15 protein-coding genes, 2 tRNA genes, 2 rRNA genes and 1 pseudogene are annotated in these 14035 nt (G+C 41.6%); 5 read left to right on the plus strand and 15 right to left on the minus strand.

Annotated features, from left to right (window positions below):
* Positions 1-212: 212 nt before the first annotated feature.
* Complete coding sequence (locus AB1498_01020) at positions 213-485, plus strand: HigA family addiction module antitoxin (protein MEW6086883.1); 273 nt, start codon at positions 213-215, stop codon at positions 483-485.
* 54 nt (positions 486-539) lie between these two features.
* Here the strand turns inward: AB1498_01020 and AB1498_01025 are convergent, their stop codons facing one another.
* On the minus strand, positions 540-707 hold the full coding sequence (locus AB1498_01025) for a hypothetical protein (GenBank protein ID MEW6086884.1): 168 nt from the start codon (positions 705-707) through the stop codon (positions 540-542).
* A 247-nt stretch (positions 708-954) separates the two neighbouring features.
* On the opposite strand from AB1498_01025, the gene AB1498_01030 reads away from it, so the two are divergent.
* The gene (locus tag AB1498_01030) at positions 955-1251 is read left to right on the plus strand and encodes a BrnT family toxin (protein MEW6086885.1); all 297 of its coding nucleotides are present in this window, start codon (positions 955-957) and stop codon (positions 1249-1251) included.
* A gap of 4 nt (positions 1252-1255) precedes the next feature.
* On the plus strand, positions 1256-1456 hold the full coding sequence (locus AB1498_01035) for a hypothetical protein (GenBank protein ID MEW6086886.1): 201 nt from the start codon (positions 1256-1258) through the stop codon (positions 1454-1456).
* A 91-nt stretch (positions 1457-1547) separates the two neighbouring features.
* On the opposite strand, the gene AB1498_01040 is transcribed toward AB1498_01035, so the two are convergent.
* The 10 genes from AB1498_01040 to AB1498_01085 form a co-directional block, all read right to left on the minus strand.
* Positions 1548-1739 carry a hypothetical protein gene (locus tag AB1498_01040; GenBank protein MEW6086887.1) on the minus strand — a complete coding sequence of 64 codons (192 nt, stop codon included), beginning with the start codon at positions 1737-1739 and terminating at the stop codon, positions 1548-1550.
* Positions 1740-1933: 194 nt separating this feature from the next.
* Positions 1934-2632, minus strand: coding sequence for a TVP38/TMEM64 family protein (locus AB1498_01045; protein MEW6086888.1), 699 nt, complete (start codon positions 2630-2632; stop codon positions 1934-1936).
* Positions 2629-4065 (minus strand): FAD-dependent oxidoreductase, encoded by a 1437-nt coding sequence (locus AB1498_01050; GenBank protein ID MEW6086889.1) that lies wholly within the window; start codon positions 4063-4065, stop codon positions 2629-2631. Before AB1498_01050 ends, AB1498_01045 begins: the two co-directional genes overlap by 4 nt.
* 43 nt (positions 4066-4108) lie before the next feature.
* Positions 4109-4807 carry a TIGR04282 family arsenosugar biosynthesis glycosyltransferase gene (locus AB1498_01055; GenBank protein ID MEW6086890.1) on the minus strand — a complete coding sequence of 233 codons (699 nt, stop codon included), beginning with the start codon at positions 4805-4807 and terminating at the stop codon, positions 4109-4111.
* 12 nt (positions 4808-4819) lie between these two features.
* The gene (locus AB1498_01060; protein ID MEW6086891.1) at positions 4820-5281 is read right to left on the minus strand and encodes a DUF3641 domain-containing protein; all 462 of its coding nucleotides are present in this window, start codon (positions 5279-5281) and stop codon (positions 4820-4822) included.
* Complete coding sequence (locus AB1498_01065; GenBank protein ID MEW6086892.1) at positions 5253-5789, minus strand: radical SAM protein; 537 nt, start codon at positions 5787-5789, stop codon at positions 5253-5255. The genes AB1498_01060 and AB1498_01065 overlap by 29 nt, the downstream gene beginning before the upstream one ends.
* A gap of 19 nt (positions 5790-5808) precedes the next feature.
* Entirely contained in the window at positions 5809-6909 is a 1101-nt protein-coding gene (locus tag AB1498_01070; protein MEW6086893.1) for a PQQ-dependent sugar dehydrogenase, read from the minus strand.
* Positions 6910-6950: 41 nt separating this feature from the next.
* A complete protein-coding gene (locus AB1498_01075; protein MEW6086894.1) occupies positions 6951-7724 on the minus strand; it encodes a dienelactone hydrolase family protein in 774 nt (257 codons plus the stop codon).
* 21 nt (positions 7725-7745) lie between these two features.
* Entirely contained in the window at positions 7746-8036 is a 291-nt protein-coding gene (locus tag AB1498_01080; GenBank protein MEW6086895.1) for a DUF1540 domain-containing protein, read from the minus strand.
* Positions 8037-8256: 220 nt separating this feature from the next.
* Positions 8257-8565 (minus strand): hypothetical protein, encoded by a 309-nt coding sequence (locus AB1498_01085; GenBank protein MEW6086896.1) that lies wholly within the window; start codon positions 8563-8565, stop codon positions 8257-8259.
* Positions 8566-8685: 120 nt separating this feature from the next.
* Between AB1498_01085 and AB1498_01090 the strand changes: the two are divergent.
* Positions 8686-9123 (plus strand): annotated as a pseudogene (locus AB1498_01090) (galactose-1-phosphate uridylyltransferase).
* Positions 9124-9233: 110 nt separating this feature from the next.
* Entirely contained in the window at positions 9234-9683 is a 450-nt protein-coding gene (locus tag AB1498_01095; protein MEW6086897.1) for a hypothetical protein, read from the plus strand.
* Between the two features lie 139 nt (positions 9684-9822).
* On the opposite strand, the gene rrf is transcribed toward AB1498_01095, so the two are convergent.
* The 4 genes from rrf to AB1498_01115 all read right to left on the minus strand — a co-directional run bounded on the left by rrf (position 9823) and on the right by AB1498_01115 (position 13817).
* Positions 9823-9939, minus strand: a 5S ribosomal RNA gene (gene rrf / locus AB1498_01100).
* Positions 9940-10032: 93 nt separating this feature from the next.
* Positions 10033-13323, minus strand: a 23S ribosomal RNA gene (locus tag AB1498_01105).
* 227 nt (positions 13324-13550) lie between these two features.
* Positions 13551-13626 (minus strand) — tRNA-Ala (locus tag AB1498_01110).
* Positions 13627-13740: 114 nt separating this feature from the next.
* A tRNA-Ile gene (locus AB1498_01115) sits at positions 13741-13817 on the minus strand.
* Between the last annotated feature and the right edge of the window lie 218 nt (positions 13818-14035).

Genomic DNA, 14035 nt, shown 5'->3' on the forward strand with positions numbered 1-14035 from the left:
ATAATGAAAAACATAAAACTTTCAGGCAAAAAGTTTTTCATTTTAGAGATTCTTTTTCTCATGATTCACTTATGGTTTTGCCAAATATTTTAAAATTGGCAGCTTAAATTTGCCAAACTCAAGTAATCAATATAGAATTATTTTTATATGGGCAGATGGCAATGCCAGTTCAGTTCAAATAATTGATTATCAAAAATAAAAGGAGTGAATATATGATTCCAAAAAATCGAATACCAGTACATCCTGGAGAAGTATTATTGCATGAATTCCTAAAACCATTAGGATTAAAACAGACAGCACTTTCAGAAAAAATGGGAGTCCCTATTCAAAGGGTAAATACTTTAATAAATGGGAAAAGAGACATGACAGCAGAAACCGCAATCCTATTAAGTAGAGTATTGAATACATCCTCTGAATTTTGGATGAATTTGCAAATTACCAGAGATTTATATTTGGCCGAGAAGCATCTAAAAAAAGCAGCTTAATAAAATTTGGCCGTTCAATTATGGATAATCAAGATTTTACAAAAGCAATTCAGGCTATATCTTGCTTCCTTTTAAACTTTTTAAATAATCCTGTAAATTTCCAATATCAGAAGGAACATCTATTGTTATAATATCATTTGATTTCTTTGTCACTCTGGCAACAGCCATATTTTTTGTCGCCCAGTCTATTGCAATGTAGTGGTCATAAATAGTATCATTCATAGTGGTCTCCTTTTTTGTGTTGTTTTTTGGTGGAACTTATAAACTAACACAAATGAGGCCTTGCCTCAAGGAGGAGACCATCTTTCTTATTTTATCGTTGGTGCTGAATGTGCCGAGCAAGTTTGCCGCTATCCCCCATCCTAAAATTTCATCGACAAACAAAAAGAAAAGATATAAATTCTTAAATCAAATTATTTGCATTTTCCATGTAAATACGGTATATTATAACAGCGAGGAGGAGACTTGTTTGAAGTATAACTTTGAATGGGATAAAAATAAGGCTAACACAAATATTAGAAAACACAAAGTAAGTTTTGAACACAGTGCAGAAATATTTATAGACCCATTTGCTATCTCTATTTTTGATGATGAACACAGTTATGAAAAAGAAGACCGTTGGGTAACAATTGGTAAAGATAATAACGAAATTGTTTTAGTCACTAATCATACATTCAACCAGATAGATAAAGAACATTGCAATATTCGAGTATTTTCTGCCCGAAAAGCAACTAAAAACGAAGTTAAACAATATAATAAGAGGTGATAATATGAAAAAAGAATATGATTTTTCCAAAGGAGAAAGAGGCAAATTCTACCAGCCTAATACCGAATTAAATATTCCTGTTTATTTAGAATCTGACGTTGCTAAATTTGTTAAAAAGTTTGCTAAAAAGAAAAATATCGATACCCAAACTGTAGTTAATCAGTGGTTACGAAAAGAAATAGAATTAGTAGAATCCATATCATAAGTATAGTAGCTAATATTTCAATTGGGATATTATATTTTTCAGCCAATAAATTTAACTGACTTTTTATTAAGGATTTACCCTCTATAGATGCTTAAATATCTTTTATCTCGAAACTTTCAAATTCGGCAAGAAAATTAAAAATTTTTTCTTCATCAGTTTTGTACTTTAGAGCAAGAAGGGTTGCTTCTTTGCGGTAAGATATTTCGTTTAACAATTTTTGTGTTTTTTTATTATCTTGTTCTTGTTTTTTTTGGGTTTTTTCTTGTTTTTCTTGCTCTTCCATCTTTTTTGATTCTCGATATTCTTTAATTTTACTGCAACTTGTTAATGTGATTATGTAAAAAATTGCCGTTTCTGGATAATATCAAATATATTTAACACGGCCAATAAATTATTTAACATAATCACTTGAATTTCCATAATTATTAAGTTGGATAACATGCGGAATTACATGTTAACCAGCTTCTGTTTAATATTCTAATACACATTTTTTCGATTGCCCCTGTATTTAATTTTGTTCCATATAACAGGTATAAAGGCGATAAATGCAAGAAGCAGAAAGCTCAAAAGGATTTTTGGGGACAGGATGTCCCTGAGGGAAGAGATATTATTCAGCTGGCTGCCGGCGAATGTATAAACCAGCGAGGCCGGCAAAATACCGGCTGATGTTGTCCAGATAAATGTTGTAAATGGAACCGTGGTTAATGAGGCCAGGATATTTATCAGAAAAAACGGAAAAACAGGGATTAATCTCAATGTCAATAAATAGTTCTGGCCGTTTTTGTTTATCTCATCATTAAATCTGGCTAATTTATCTTTATATCTTTCCTGTATCCATTCCCCTAAAAGATACCTGCACAGGAGAAACACAATTCCAGAGCCTATCGTCGCGCCGAAGTTCACATAAACGGCGCCGGGTATCGTTCCGAATAAATACCCGCCCGCGAGGGAGAGAACGGCCGCCCCGGGGATTGACAATGACACAACAAGGATATACACGCAAAAATACAATAACACAGACTCAAAATAATTTTGTTTTACAAAATTCCGCAGGTGTTCCTTATTATTTTTCAGGTCTTCAAACGTAAAATATTCCGTTATCCCCGTATATTTTAGGATTATTATCACCAGTACTATCGTGAATAGAATTATCGCCTTTAGCGTATTTATCTTCATTTATTTCCAACCAGAATACTATTAAGAATTTTAAGAAAATAATTGTTCCTGAGCCTGTCTATGTAGCATAATTTCGCGGATTGTTTCAAAACATCCGAATAGGAAGGATAAGCGTGAATGACCGATTGAATTTTATGAAAAGGGATCCCCATCGATTTTGCTGCTTGAGCTTCATGGATTATTTCCCCCGACCTCTCGCCGAGGATATGCGCGCCCACCAGGTTCATTCTCCCGTCGCAAATGAATTTCGCCATACCCTCCCCAGCCAAATCCGTTTTCCCCCGGTCAATTTTGCCGTATTCCACGCGGTAAATTTTTGTTTTATCTCCATATTCGGCCCTGGCCTCTTCTTCTGTCAGGCCCGCGTGCGCGAACTCCGGGTCCGTATAGGTGCACCATATCACATTTTTATAATTTACGGATTTTTTTACCGGCAGGAGCATATTGGTCACGGCAATTACTGCCTGGTATTCCGCGATATGACTGAACTGGTAAGGCCCCACGACATCCCCGCAGGCGTATATATTTGACGCGGAAGTCCTTAGTCTATTATCCGTCTTTATCCCGCTTTTATCATATTGCACGCCCGCTTTTTCGAGGTCCAGACCTTCGACATTGGGGGACCTGCCGGCGGCAATCAGGAAGGCGTCCGCGGAAATGTCATAACTGTGTTTTTCTTTATTTCGCACCGTAAGACTTATCTTCCCTTCCTTCAAAGACAGTTTTGCGGCCATCGTGCCCGTCAATATACTCAATCCCTCTTTCATTAACACACCGGCAAGCCGTTCAGCCAATTCCCTGTCTTCGCGCGAAAGTATCCTTTCCGCCATTTCCACAACAGTCACAGATGTTCCAAACCTCTTTAACGCCTGGGCCAGCTCAATGCCTACAGGACCCCCGCCAAGTATAATAATAGACGACGGTAAAAGTTCAAGTCCGAAAAACGTATCATTAATCAAATACGGGATTTCATTAATTCCGTCGATCTGGGGGATGAAAGCCCTTGAACCCGTTGAAATCATGAAATGCTCCGCTGATAATATCTTTTCATTAACTTTAATATGATGGTTGTCAATAAATGAAGGACCGCCTGAAAAAATATTTATGCCTATTTGTTCAAAACTTTCGGGCAGATGGCTGTTATAAACTTTATTCACAATCGAACGGACATGAGACATTACGCTGTTTGTCTCGATGGATAACGGCGACTTAAGCCTTAGCCCGAAATCCCCCATTCTCTTAAGATTATTTAATACTCTGCTTGCCTTTATAAACGCTTTACTCGGGATACACCCGTGCAGGGTGCACTGCCCGCCGATTTTATTTTTTTCTACTATCGCGGTTTTGACCCCGAGGCCGTTTGCCAATTTAGCGGAAACAAAACCGCCGGCGCCTCCGCCGATTACTATTAAATCGTAATCAAATTTCCCCATTTTTGAACCCCTCCCTTCCTCCCCTTATCAGGGGAGAAAAATATTATCCCCCTGACAAGGGGGAATCAAAGGAGGTTAGAAGTTTATGTTTTGACAGATAAGAAAATGTGCGTAAATATCCATTTTTAGAATCTTTATTTCTTTTAATAAAATTTATTATATCCTCACGCACATCAATGTCATTCCACTCAGGTAAAATGTATGTTTTTCTTTTTGATTTATCAAGGACGGCCAGTGTATCTTTGAATACCTTATCAGTGCTCCACTCGATACCTTTAAATATTTCAGGCGCAAATTTATCAAAATTGAAACCCAAAAGATAATACCCGCCGTCCGCCGCCGGGCCTATCACGGCATCATGGCTTTCAAGGCTCGCGAACGCGTATTTTATGTATTCACACGGCAGGTCGGGAGCGTCGCTGCCAATAACAATAACACGTTTAAAATTTCTGGAAAACGCTTTAATAAAACAATTTTTCATCCTGTCACCGAGATCCAGGCCATCCTGGGACATATAAAAATATTTTTCTCCAAGCCATTCAATAAATTTTATTTCTGAATCCGCCGGGTAAAAACACACGTAGAATTTTGTTTTTATTTTATTTAAAGTCAATAATGTGTCAAAAACAAAATTTTTATAAAGCTCGACAACATCTATGTTCTTTATTCCAGAGTCAAGCCTTTTTTTAATCCTGCCTTTTTCCGGATATTTAACAAATAATAAGATACATTTATCATTCATTTCATTGCCTTTTTAAGCCATTTGAAGGGCCAGCGCGCCTGTGCAGCTTGATCCCTCCCCTGCCGTACAACAATAACAATGCTCGGCGGTGATAATTTCCCTTTTTTTATGAATATAATCATCTATATTTTCTATCCCCATGATTTTCCCGCTGTCATCTTTTATGGGTAGGCCGGCGGCCTGGTTAAAATCACAATTATACAGGTTTCCCTGCCAATCAATATTGATCAGGGAGCGGCACATGATGCGCGCCGCGATCCCCGGGTTAAAATTATTCGCGAGGAGGCTGATGTATTGCTCCATTTTGCTTTTTGATTTAAGGTAATTCCTGAAGCGGCCGAGCGGAGCGTTTGCCAAAGTCAACAACTTGTTAAAAATCACGCCATATCTATTGAAAAGTTCTTTTTTAAAATCCTTTTCCAGTTTTTTCTGGGGAGCGGCCAGGTTAATCGCCGCCGGGATTATACATAATATTAAGGCTTAAATCTTTTCCATATCCAAGCGAGTTCAGTTTTTTCAGCGCCATTATACTTTTTTCGAATACGCCGTTCCCGCGCTGTTTATTCACGTTTTCTTCAGTGTAACACGGCAGGGAAGCCATGATGGTGACTTTTTTCTCACTATACCATTCAGGAAGCCAGTCCATTCCCTCTTCAAAAAATACCGTGAGGTTCGTCCTGACCATTATCCCCGGGCAGACCCTGTCCGCGTATTCAACAAAAAGCCTGAAATCAGGATTGAGCTCGGGACACCCGCCGGTAATATCAAGAAAAATCCCCGGGTGCCTTTTCAGGAAAAGAACGATTTTCCCCATGACATTTTTGTTCATTATCCTGGAACCGTTAGGATTGGCGCAGATATGGCAATGCTCGCACTGCTGGTTGCACATGTCACCCATGTTTACCTGCAGCGTTTTCAGGTTTACAAATTTCGCGTATTCCGAATTGATGTTTTTGATTGTCTCCTTGAAATCATAGTTCATATAGTTTCTCCTTTTTTCTTCAATGCTTATAACTTATCCTGTAAATAGCGTCAGCCTTATCATCGGAAACAAGAAGCGCGCCGTCAGGCATCACCAGGACATCGACCGGCCGGCCCCACCGCATCCATCCATCAGCAAAAACCTCGTATTCCGCCGGTTTATCCGCTTCAAACCTGACCAGCGTAACACGGTGGCCGACAGGAATACTGCGGTTCCATGAGCCGTGTTCCGCGATAAATACCTGGTTTTTATATTTCGCGGGGAACATACCGCCGGTATAAAACCGCATCCCGAGTGACGCGACATGGGGCTCAAGCTCAACAACAGGCGGGACAAATTCCGAAGATTTATGCCCCTTCCCGAATTCAGGGTCCAAAATTGCTTTACCGTGAACATAGGGGAAACCAAAATGAAGGTCTTTCACGGGAGCCTTATTCAATTCGTCGGGCGGGACATCATCGCCAAGCATGTCACGCCCGTTGTCCGTAAACCAGAGTTCCCGTGTTTCCGGGTGCCAGTCAAACCCGACAGTATTCCTGACCCCGGACGCGAATATCTCCAACCCGCTCCCATCCGGCATCATGCGCATAATTGAAGCATACCGTTTATCGCTTTTTTCACAAACGTTGCACGGTGCGCCAACCGGGACATAAAGCATGCCGTCCGGTCCAAAACGAATAAATTTCTGCCCGTGATGGGTATCTTCCGGAAAACCGGCATTCACAACATAAGGTTTCGGCGGGTTTTTCAGGCGGTTTTCCATGTCATCGTACCGAAGCACCCTGTTTATTTCCGCGACAAAAAGCGCGTGGTCTTTAAACGCGACACCATTGGGCGAGTTCAAATCCCGCGCGATTGTTATAATTTCATCGGCCTTATTATCCCTGTCTTTATCAATAACGGCATACACATTGCCAATGTCCCTGGTCCCAACGAATAAAATCCCGGACGGGCTTAAAACCATTGAACGTGCCCCGTCTATATCAGCGGCATAAACACCTATCTTAAATCCAGGCGGAAGTTTTATCTTATCGATTGGAATCTCCGCGTGGATACAGGCATATTGGCCAAATAACAATAATGCAAAAAAAAATACCGTATATAAGTTTTTGTATTTCATTATCTGTCCATTTTTAAAATTTTACAAGAAGCTGTTTTATATCACCTGAATATTTCAGCGAAAAATAATTTCATGGCTTCCCATGACCTCATATCGGCCTTTTCATTATAGGCGACTCCTTTTGACGGGTCATTTCCCGAGTCGGGATTTGTAAAACTATGAACGGCGCCCCCGTAAATATAAACCTGCCAATCAACATTTGATTTGCGCATCTCATCCTGAAATCCGGACATATGTTCCGGTTTTACGCTTGAATCATCGCCTCCATGAAGGACAAGCACCTTTGCCTTTATGTCTTTTTTATCATAATTTGGCGCATCAAGACTGCCGTGGAAGCTGACCACTCCCGATAAACCCGCCCCGCCGCGGGCTAATTCAAGGACCGTTGTTCCGCCAAAACAATAACCTATTGCCGCGATTCTCTTAGCATCAGCAAGATCATGCTTTTTCAGCACATCAAGACCCGCGTTTGCCCTTGCTCTCATTAACTCCCTGTCGCCTCTGAATCTCCCGGCCAACTCTCCCGCTTCTTTGGCATTTTTTGCCGTTTTCCCTTTCCCGTACATATCAATCGCAAAAGCGAGATACCCAAGACCTGCCAACTGCTCAGCGCGTTTACGGACATATTGATTATGGCCCCACCATTCATGCACGACAATGACCCCCGGCCGTTTTCCTTCTATATTACTTTCGTAAACCAGGTATCCCTCGAGTATTGCGTCACCATGCTTATATTCAACCACTTCTGTACGGAGTTCAGCGGAAATTTTGATCGTCAATAATAAAACAATCCCGATAATAAGCATATTTTTCATAAGTCTCCTCTATTTGGAAGATTACCTTGGTTCATAGGTGTCACACTCGGCGTGACCGCTGTGCATCTTGACATGTATTTGTTCAGCCCCGCACTCCAGGCAGTCGTTGAACTTGCAATCTTCAACCTTGCACGCGCCCACACCCGCGCTGATATCCTTGCACCCGCCTTTTTTTCCGGACATCATCGACGTGTCGCACTCGGGACAATCCCCGCCCCCTATCGTGATACCAAATGCGCGGCATTTGTCTTTCGCGTTAAAACAACAGCCTGCGGCGTTACAATCCATTACTTTGCTCATTTCGAAATTCATAATATCACCTCCGTTTTATACAATTGTTTTTTTGTTTAAAAAACAACAACTATTTTCATGATATACATTTTTAAAAAATAATAAATAGGATATTTCTACTTTTCATTGACTATTTTCCACTTGAGTTTTAATAGCGGTAAAAAATTAAAAAAAAGCGGATTAAGACAATTGTTTTATTTCAAAAAAATATATTATTGAACCTGTACAAAATTTTTTAATTTTAATTTAAGGAAGGGAGACAAATCATGCACTCGGGAAATATATGCGGAATGGGTTTTGTCCCGTTACCTTTTATGCCGGAAATTTCCGATACCTTTTCCAATAAAGGGTCAAATCCGCAGAGACCGGCGGCAATATATCCTTCGAGAAGGTCAATCTCTCCCTTTATTGTTGCCAGAATAAGTTTCGAATCAGAAGGTATCAGTTTTTCATTTTCCGGGAACAATAATCTGAACATCTGTATCACGAGGGATTCTTTGTCCGGATATTTCAGACGGGGAACAGTCGCCGCGTAAGCGGTCTCATACAAACCCGGATCGAACCTTGACTTTTTTCCCGGAGGAAAAAAGTCAAAAATAAGCGGTTAAAATCCATTTATTTTTTTTTGAAATTAATCTATATTAATGTCATAAAAATTTTAAGGTGATTAATGTCAGAATTAAGGCAGAACCCAACCACCCTTGACTGGGTAATTATCGCGAAAAACAGGTCCAAACGTCCCGACGAATTAAAAAAAGCCGACCTTAATAAAATAAATACGCCGGTTTACAATAAATCCTGCCCGTTTTGCCCCGGCAATGAAGATAAATTACCGAAAACAGAAGCGGCTTATGGAAATCACAACGGCAAATGGACCATCAGGGTTGTCGCGAATAAATTCCCCGCTTTAACCCCTGACGGCAGTACCCAAAGAGAAGAATGGAAACTTTTCCGGAAAAGCCACGGTTACGGCCGGCATGAAGTCATTATAGAAACACAGTCACATAACGAGTTTATTCCGTTTATGACTGACATTCATGTCAGGGAACTCATCAAGGCGTTCAGGGACCGCTATCATGAGCTGAAAAAAGATCCAAACATCAAGATAATAATAATTTTAAAAATCACGGGGAAAACGCGGGAACATCGCTTGAGCATCCTCACTCGCAAATTGTGGCGTCGCCGATTGTCCCCCCTTATATACGGAGAAAATTTGAAGTGGCCACGCAGTATTTTGATAACACGGGAAGGAGCCTTCACATCGACATTCAAAAAGCGGAAATTGAGGACGGCACGCGGATTATCGCGGGTAACAATAATTTTATCGCTCTCCATCCATTTGCTTCGTTTTTTCCCTTTGAAACATGGATCATGCCTAAAATCCACAATCCGTCATTTGGGAATATTTCAGACCAGGAGATTAATTATCTCGCGGCAATTTTGAAAGAAATTCTTCTGAAACTTTATAAAAGCCTCAATAATCCTGATTATAACCTGATTATACATACCGCCCCTGTGGATGACGAACATAAGTCGTACTACCTGTGGTATATTGAAATCATCCCGCGTCTCACTCAGGTCGCGGGATTTGAACTCGGGTCAAGGATTACTGTGAACACAGCTTTACCAGAGGAAACGGCGGATTTTATAAGAAATTTCAAGATATAGAAAGGCGGAATTATGCAAACAACTGCTTTAAAAAATCTTGTCCAGAAAGTTTGCAGCCCGGGTATCAATCGGTACGCTGAAAACTTAATGAAAAAAACAAAAAAGGAGCGGTGTTTAAACCAGCTCCTTAAATTTTAATCCCCAGCAGTGTCCTACTTTCCCATACAGTCTCCCGTATAGTATCATCGGCCCTCGAAGGCTTAACTTCCGTGTTCTGAATGGGAACGGGTGTTTCCCTTCCGGTATGGCCACTGGAGAATATTTTTACTGTAGGGGCTTAAAATTTTAAGCCCCTACTAATTTTAACAATGAATAATTTTAAAATTTTAAACAAATCAAAAACTAAAATATGGTCAAGCCGCACGATTTATTAGTATCAGTCAGCTTAATCCCTTACAGGACTTACACCTCTGACCTATCAACCTTGTAGTCTTCAAGGAATCTTTAGTTCCGACATTTCTATCGGAAGGGATATCTTATCTTGAGGCGAGCTTCACGCTTATATGCTTTCAGCGTTTATCTCTTCCGGACATAGCTACTCAGCAATGCCGCTGGCGCGACAACTGAAACACCATTGGTCCGTCTACTCCGGCCCTCTCGTACTAGGAGTAGGCCCTCTTCAAATATCCTGCGCCCACGAAGGATAGAGACCGAACTGTCTCACGACGTTCTAAACCCAGCTCGCGTACCGCTTTAATTGGCGAACAGCCAAACCCTTGGGACCTTCTCCAGCCCCAGGATGCGATGAGCCGACATCGAGGTGCCAAACCTTGCCGTCGATATGAACTCTTGGGCAAGATAAGCCTGTTATCCCCAGAGTACCTTTTATCCGTTGAGCGATGGCCCTTCCATACGGTACCACCGGATCACTAAGCCCTGCTTTCGCACCTGCTCGGTATGTCTACCTCACAGTTAAGCTCCCTTATGCCTTTGCACTCGACACACGATTTCTAACCGTGCTGAGGGAACCTTTGGACGCCTCCGTTACATTTTGGGAGGCGACCGCCCCAGTCAAACTGCCCACCTGCCACTGTCCCTTCCGCCGATAAGGCGGATAGGTTAGAATTTCGCTAAGATAAGGGTGGTATTCCAAGGTCGACTCCACACAGGCTTGCGCCCATGCTTCAAAGTCTCCCACCTATCCTCTACATACCTTGTCAAAATTCAATATCAGGATACAGTAAAGGTTCACGGGGTCTTTTCGTCCATTCGCGGGTAACCAGTATCTTCACTGGTATTACAATTTCACCGAGATCCTCGTTGAGACAGCGCTCAACTCGTTACGCCATTCGTGCAGGTCGGAACTTACCCGACAAGGAATTTCGCTACCTTAGGACCGTTATAGTTACGGCCGCCGTTTACTGGGGCTTAAATTCAGAGCTTCGTCCGCCTTGCGGCGAGCTAACCCCTCCTCGTAACCTTCCAGCACCGGGCAGGCGTCAGACCCTATACTTCGTCTTAAAACTTTGCAGAGCCCTGTGTTTTTACTAAACAGTCGTTTGAGCCTCTTTACTGTGACCTCTTTCAGCTTTTTCCGGTAAACGGAATAACCGAAAAAGGCACCCCTTTTCCCGAAGTTACGGGGCTATTATGCTGAGTTCCTTAACGAGGATTCTCTCGAGCGCCTTAGAATATTCTTCTCACCTACCTGTGTCGGTTTACGGTACGGTCACCTAAGAAACTGGCTAGAGGTTATTTCTTGCCAGTGTGGAGTCAATCAGTTCGTTCGCGGGTTGCCCCTTGAACCCCCCATCACCTCTTGGAGTTGTAATTGGCTATCCGGATTTTCCTGGATAACCCTCCTACGGGCTTAGACTCCGTAATCCAATACGGAGATGATTTATCCTACTGTGTCACCCCATTGCTCATAACGTTTCTTCGGTGGTGTCTGAATTTTAACAGACTTCCCATCACCTACGTTTTTCAACCTCGGCTTAGGGACCGACTAACCCTGAGCGGATTAACCTTCCTCAGGAAACCTTAGGTTTTCGGCGTGCCGATTTCTCATCGGCATTATCGCTACTCATACCTGCATTCTCACTTCCATTTCGTCCATCCCAATTTACATCGGGACTTCACTCTACGATGGAACGCTCCTCTACCACACAGCCCGTCCTCTCTATCCATTTCTATTTAATACTTCTCACTTACTGAGATTTGATAAAAAATTCTTCGAATTTTCTTCTCAACAACTTCTTACTTGCTTTTCAGCAAGCTCTCGTTTACTGAGATTTGATAAAAAATTCTTCGAATTTTCTTCTCAACAACTTCTTACTTGCTTTTCAGCAAGCTCTCGTTTACTGAGATTTGATAAAAAATTCTTCGAATTTTTTATAAATCCAACTCAGTTTGATTTAGTTTGAAATAGATACAAAGGACGGACTGTATCCACAGCTTCGGTAACAAGCTTGAGCCCCGTTGGATTTTCGGCGCAGAATCACTCGACCAGTGAGCTATTACGCACTCTTTAAATGGTAGCTGCCTCTAAGCTAACATCCTGGCTGTTTAAGCAATTCCACATCCTTTCCCACTTAGCTTGTATTTTGGGACCTTAGCTGATGGTCTGGGTTGTTCCCCTTTTGATTATGGAGTTTATCCCCCACGGTCTGACTCCAGCAATTCGGAATAATGGCATTCGGAGTTTGATTGGGTTTGGTAACCTGGTAGGGTCCCTAGTCCATTCAGTGCTCTACCACCATTATCTATTTTGCCAGGCTAGCCCTAAAGCTATTTCGAGGAGAACCAGCTATCACCGATTTTGATTAGCCTTTCACCCCTACCCACAACTCATCCAGTAGCTTTTCAACGCTAAAAGGTTCGGACCTCCATCTCGTGTTAACGAAACTTCATCCTGGCCATGGGTAGCTCAATCGGTTTCGGGTCTACTAAACTTAACTAACGCCCTATTCAGACTCGCTTTCGCTACGACTCCTCCGCCTCAGCGGATTAATCTTGCTAAATTTAGTAACTCGCAGGTTCATTATGCAAAAGGCACGCGGTTGTCCATCTTGCGACAGACTTCCACTGCTTGTAAACAAATGGTTTCAGGTTCTATTTCACTCTCCTCCCGGAGTGCTTTTCACCTTTCCCTCACGGTACTAGTTCACTATCGGTCGCCAGAGAGTATTTAGCCTTATCCCATGGTCGGGACGGATTCACACAGGATTCCACGTGACCCGTGTTACTTGGGAGATTTTGCCAAAGAGACTATCTTCTTTAACTTACAGGACTATTACCCTCTGTGGTTGGTCTTTCCAAACCATTCAGATAGAAGATAATTTTGTAACTCTTCGAGCCATCCAAGAACGGCTCCACAAAATCCCCACTACCCCAAAAATAGAACGCTCCTGGGCTATAACTATTTTTGGTTTAGGCTCTTCCCCTTTCGCTCGCCACTACTTGGGGAATCATTTCATATTCTTTTCCTCGAGGTACTGAGATGTTTCACTTCCCCCGGTTGTCTTTTCTACCCTATGAATTCAGATAGAAATTCCTGAATATTACTCCAGGACGGTTTCCCGATTCGGACATTTCCGGATTAACATGTGTTTGCCATTACCCGGAACTTTTCGCAGCTTACCACGTCCTTCATCGACTTCTGGCGCCAAGGCATCCACCATTTGCCTTCTGTAGCTTGACCATACTTTAATTCTCGATTCTAATTGTAAAATTTCCTAACTATTCAATTGTCAAAGAACAACATTGGTATATAACCAATGGCAAATGACAACTATTAAAGTTATCATTTACTATTGTCTATTCGAAAATCGAGAATCGAAAATTGACCGCAATCGAAATTTTCTTTTCTCCTCAATTCTCGAATCTCGATTTTCGATTGCTCTGAATTTTGCGCTTCGCGCAAAATTCTGGTGGAGAATACCGGGATCGAACCGGTGGCCTCCTGGTTGCAAACCAGACGCTCTCCCAGTTGAGCTAATTCCCCCCCCTGTAATCTAGCAAATTTGAAAATAGAAAAATGACCGCAATCGAAAAAATTTATTATATTTTCGAATTTCGATTATCGATTGCTCTGATTTTTTCGCTTAGCGAAAAAATCTGGTGGGCCTGGTTGGAATCGAACCAACCACCTCACCCTTATCAGGGGTGCGCTCTAACCAACTGAGCTACAGGCCCAGCAAATTTTTATTTCGCTTAAATTTGCAGTAATGAGTAATCAGTTAGTTAGTAGTTTGGAAATAAGATTAACATTTTGATCGACAAAGAAAATTCGCTTCCTAAATACAAATTACCCACACAAATTACAAATAAAATTACCTATAGCTCAATCTTCGGTGGTTAGATGTTAATAAATAATCCAACCACTAACAACTAACCACTGTTTTATTCTCTCA

This window comes from bacterium (genome assembly GCA_040754625.1).
In the GTDB taxonomy this organism is placed as follows: domain Bacteria; phylum JACRDZ01; class JAQUKH01; order JAQUKH01; family JAQUKH01; genus JAQUKH01.

Bases quoted from the DNA above. Each gene is read 5' to 3' on its own strand.
- AB1498_01020 (MEW6086883.1), top strand. From the start codon at position 213: ATGATTCCAAAAAATCGAATACCAGTACATCCTGGAGAAGTATTATTG.
- AB1498_01025 (MEW6086884.1), bottom strand. From the start codon at position 707: ATGAATGATACTATTTATGACCACTACATTGCAATAGACTGGGCGACA.
- AB1498_01035 (MEW6086886.1), top strand. From the start codon at position 1,256: ATGAAAAAAGAATATGATTTTTCCAAAGGAGAAAGAGGCAAATTCTAC.
- AB1498_01040 (MEW6086887.1), bottom strand. From the start codon at position 1,739: ATGGAAGAGCAAGAAAAACAAGAAAAAACCCAAAAAAAACAAGAACAA.
- AB1498_01045 (MEW6086888.1), bottom strand. From the start codon at position 2,632: ATGAAGATAAATACGCTAAAGGCGATAATTCTATTCACGATAGTACTG.
- AB1498_01050 (MEW6086889.1), bottom strand. From the start codon at position 4,065: ATGGGGAAATTTGATTACGATTTAATAGTAATCGGCGGAGGCGCCGGC.
- AB1498_01055 (MEW6086890.1), bottom strand. From the start codon at position 4,807: ATGAATGATAAATGTATCTTATTATTTGTTAAATATCCGGAAAAAGGC.
- AB1498_01065 (MEW6086892.1), bottom strand. From the start codon at position 5,789: ATGAACTATGATTTCAAGGAGACAATCAAAAACATCAATTCGGAATAC.
- AB1498_01070 (MEW6086893.1), bottom strand. From the start codon at position 6,909: ATGAAATACAAAAACTTATATACGGTATTTTTTTTTGCATTATTGTTA.
- AB1498_01075 (MEW6086894.1), bottom strand. From the start codon at position 7,724: ATGAAAAATATGCTTATTATCGGGATTGTTTTATTATTGACGATCAAA.
- AB1498_01080 (MEW6086895.1), bottom strand. From the start codon at position 8,036: ATGAATTTCGAAATGAGCAAAGTAATGGATTGTAACGCCGCAGGCTGT.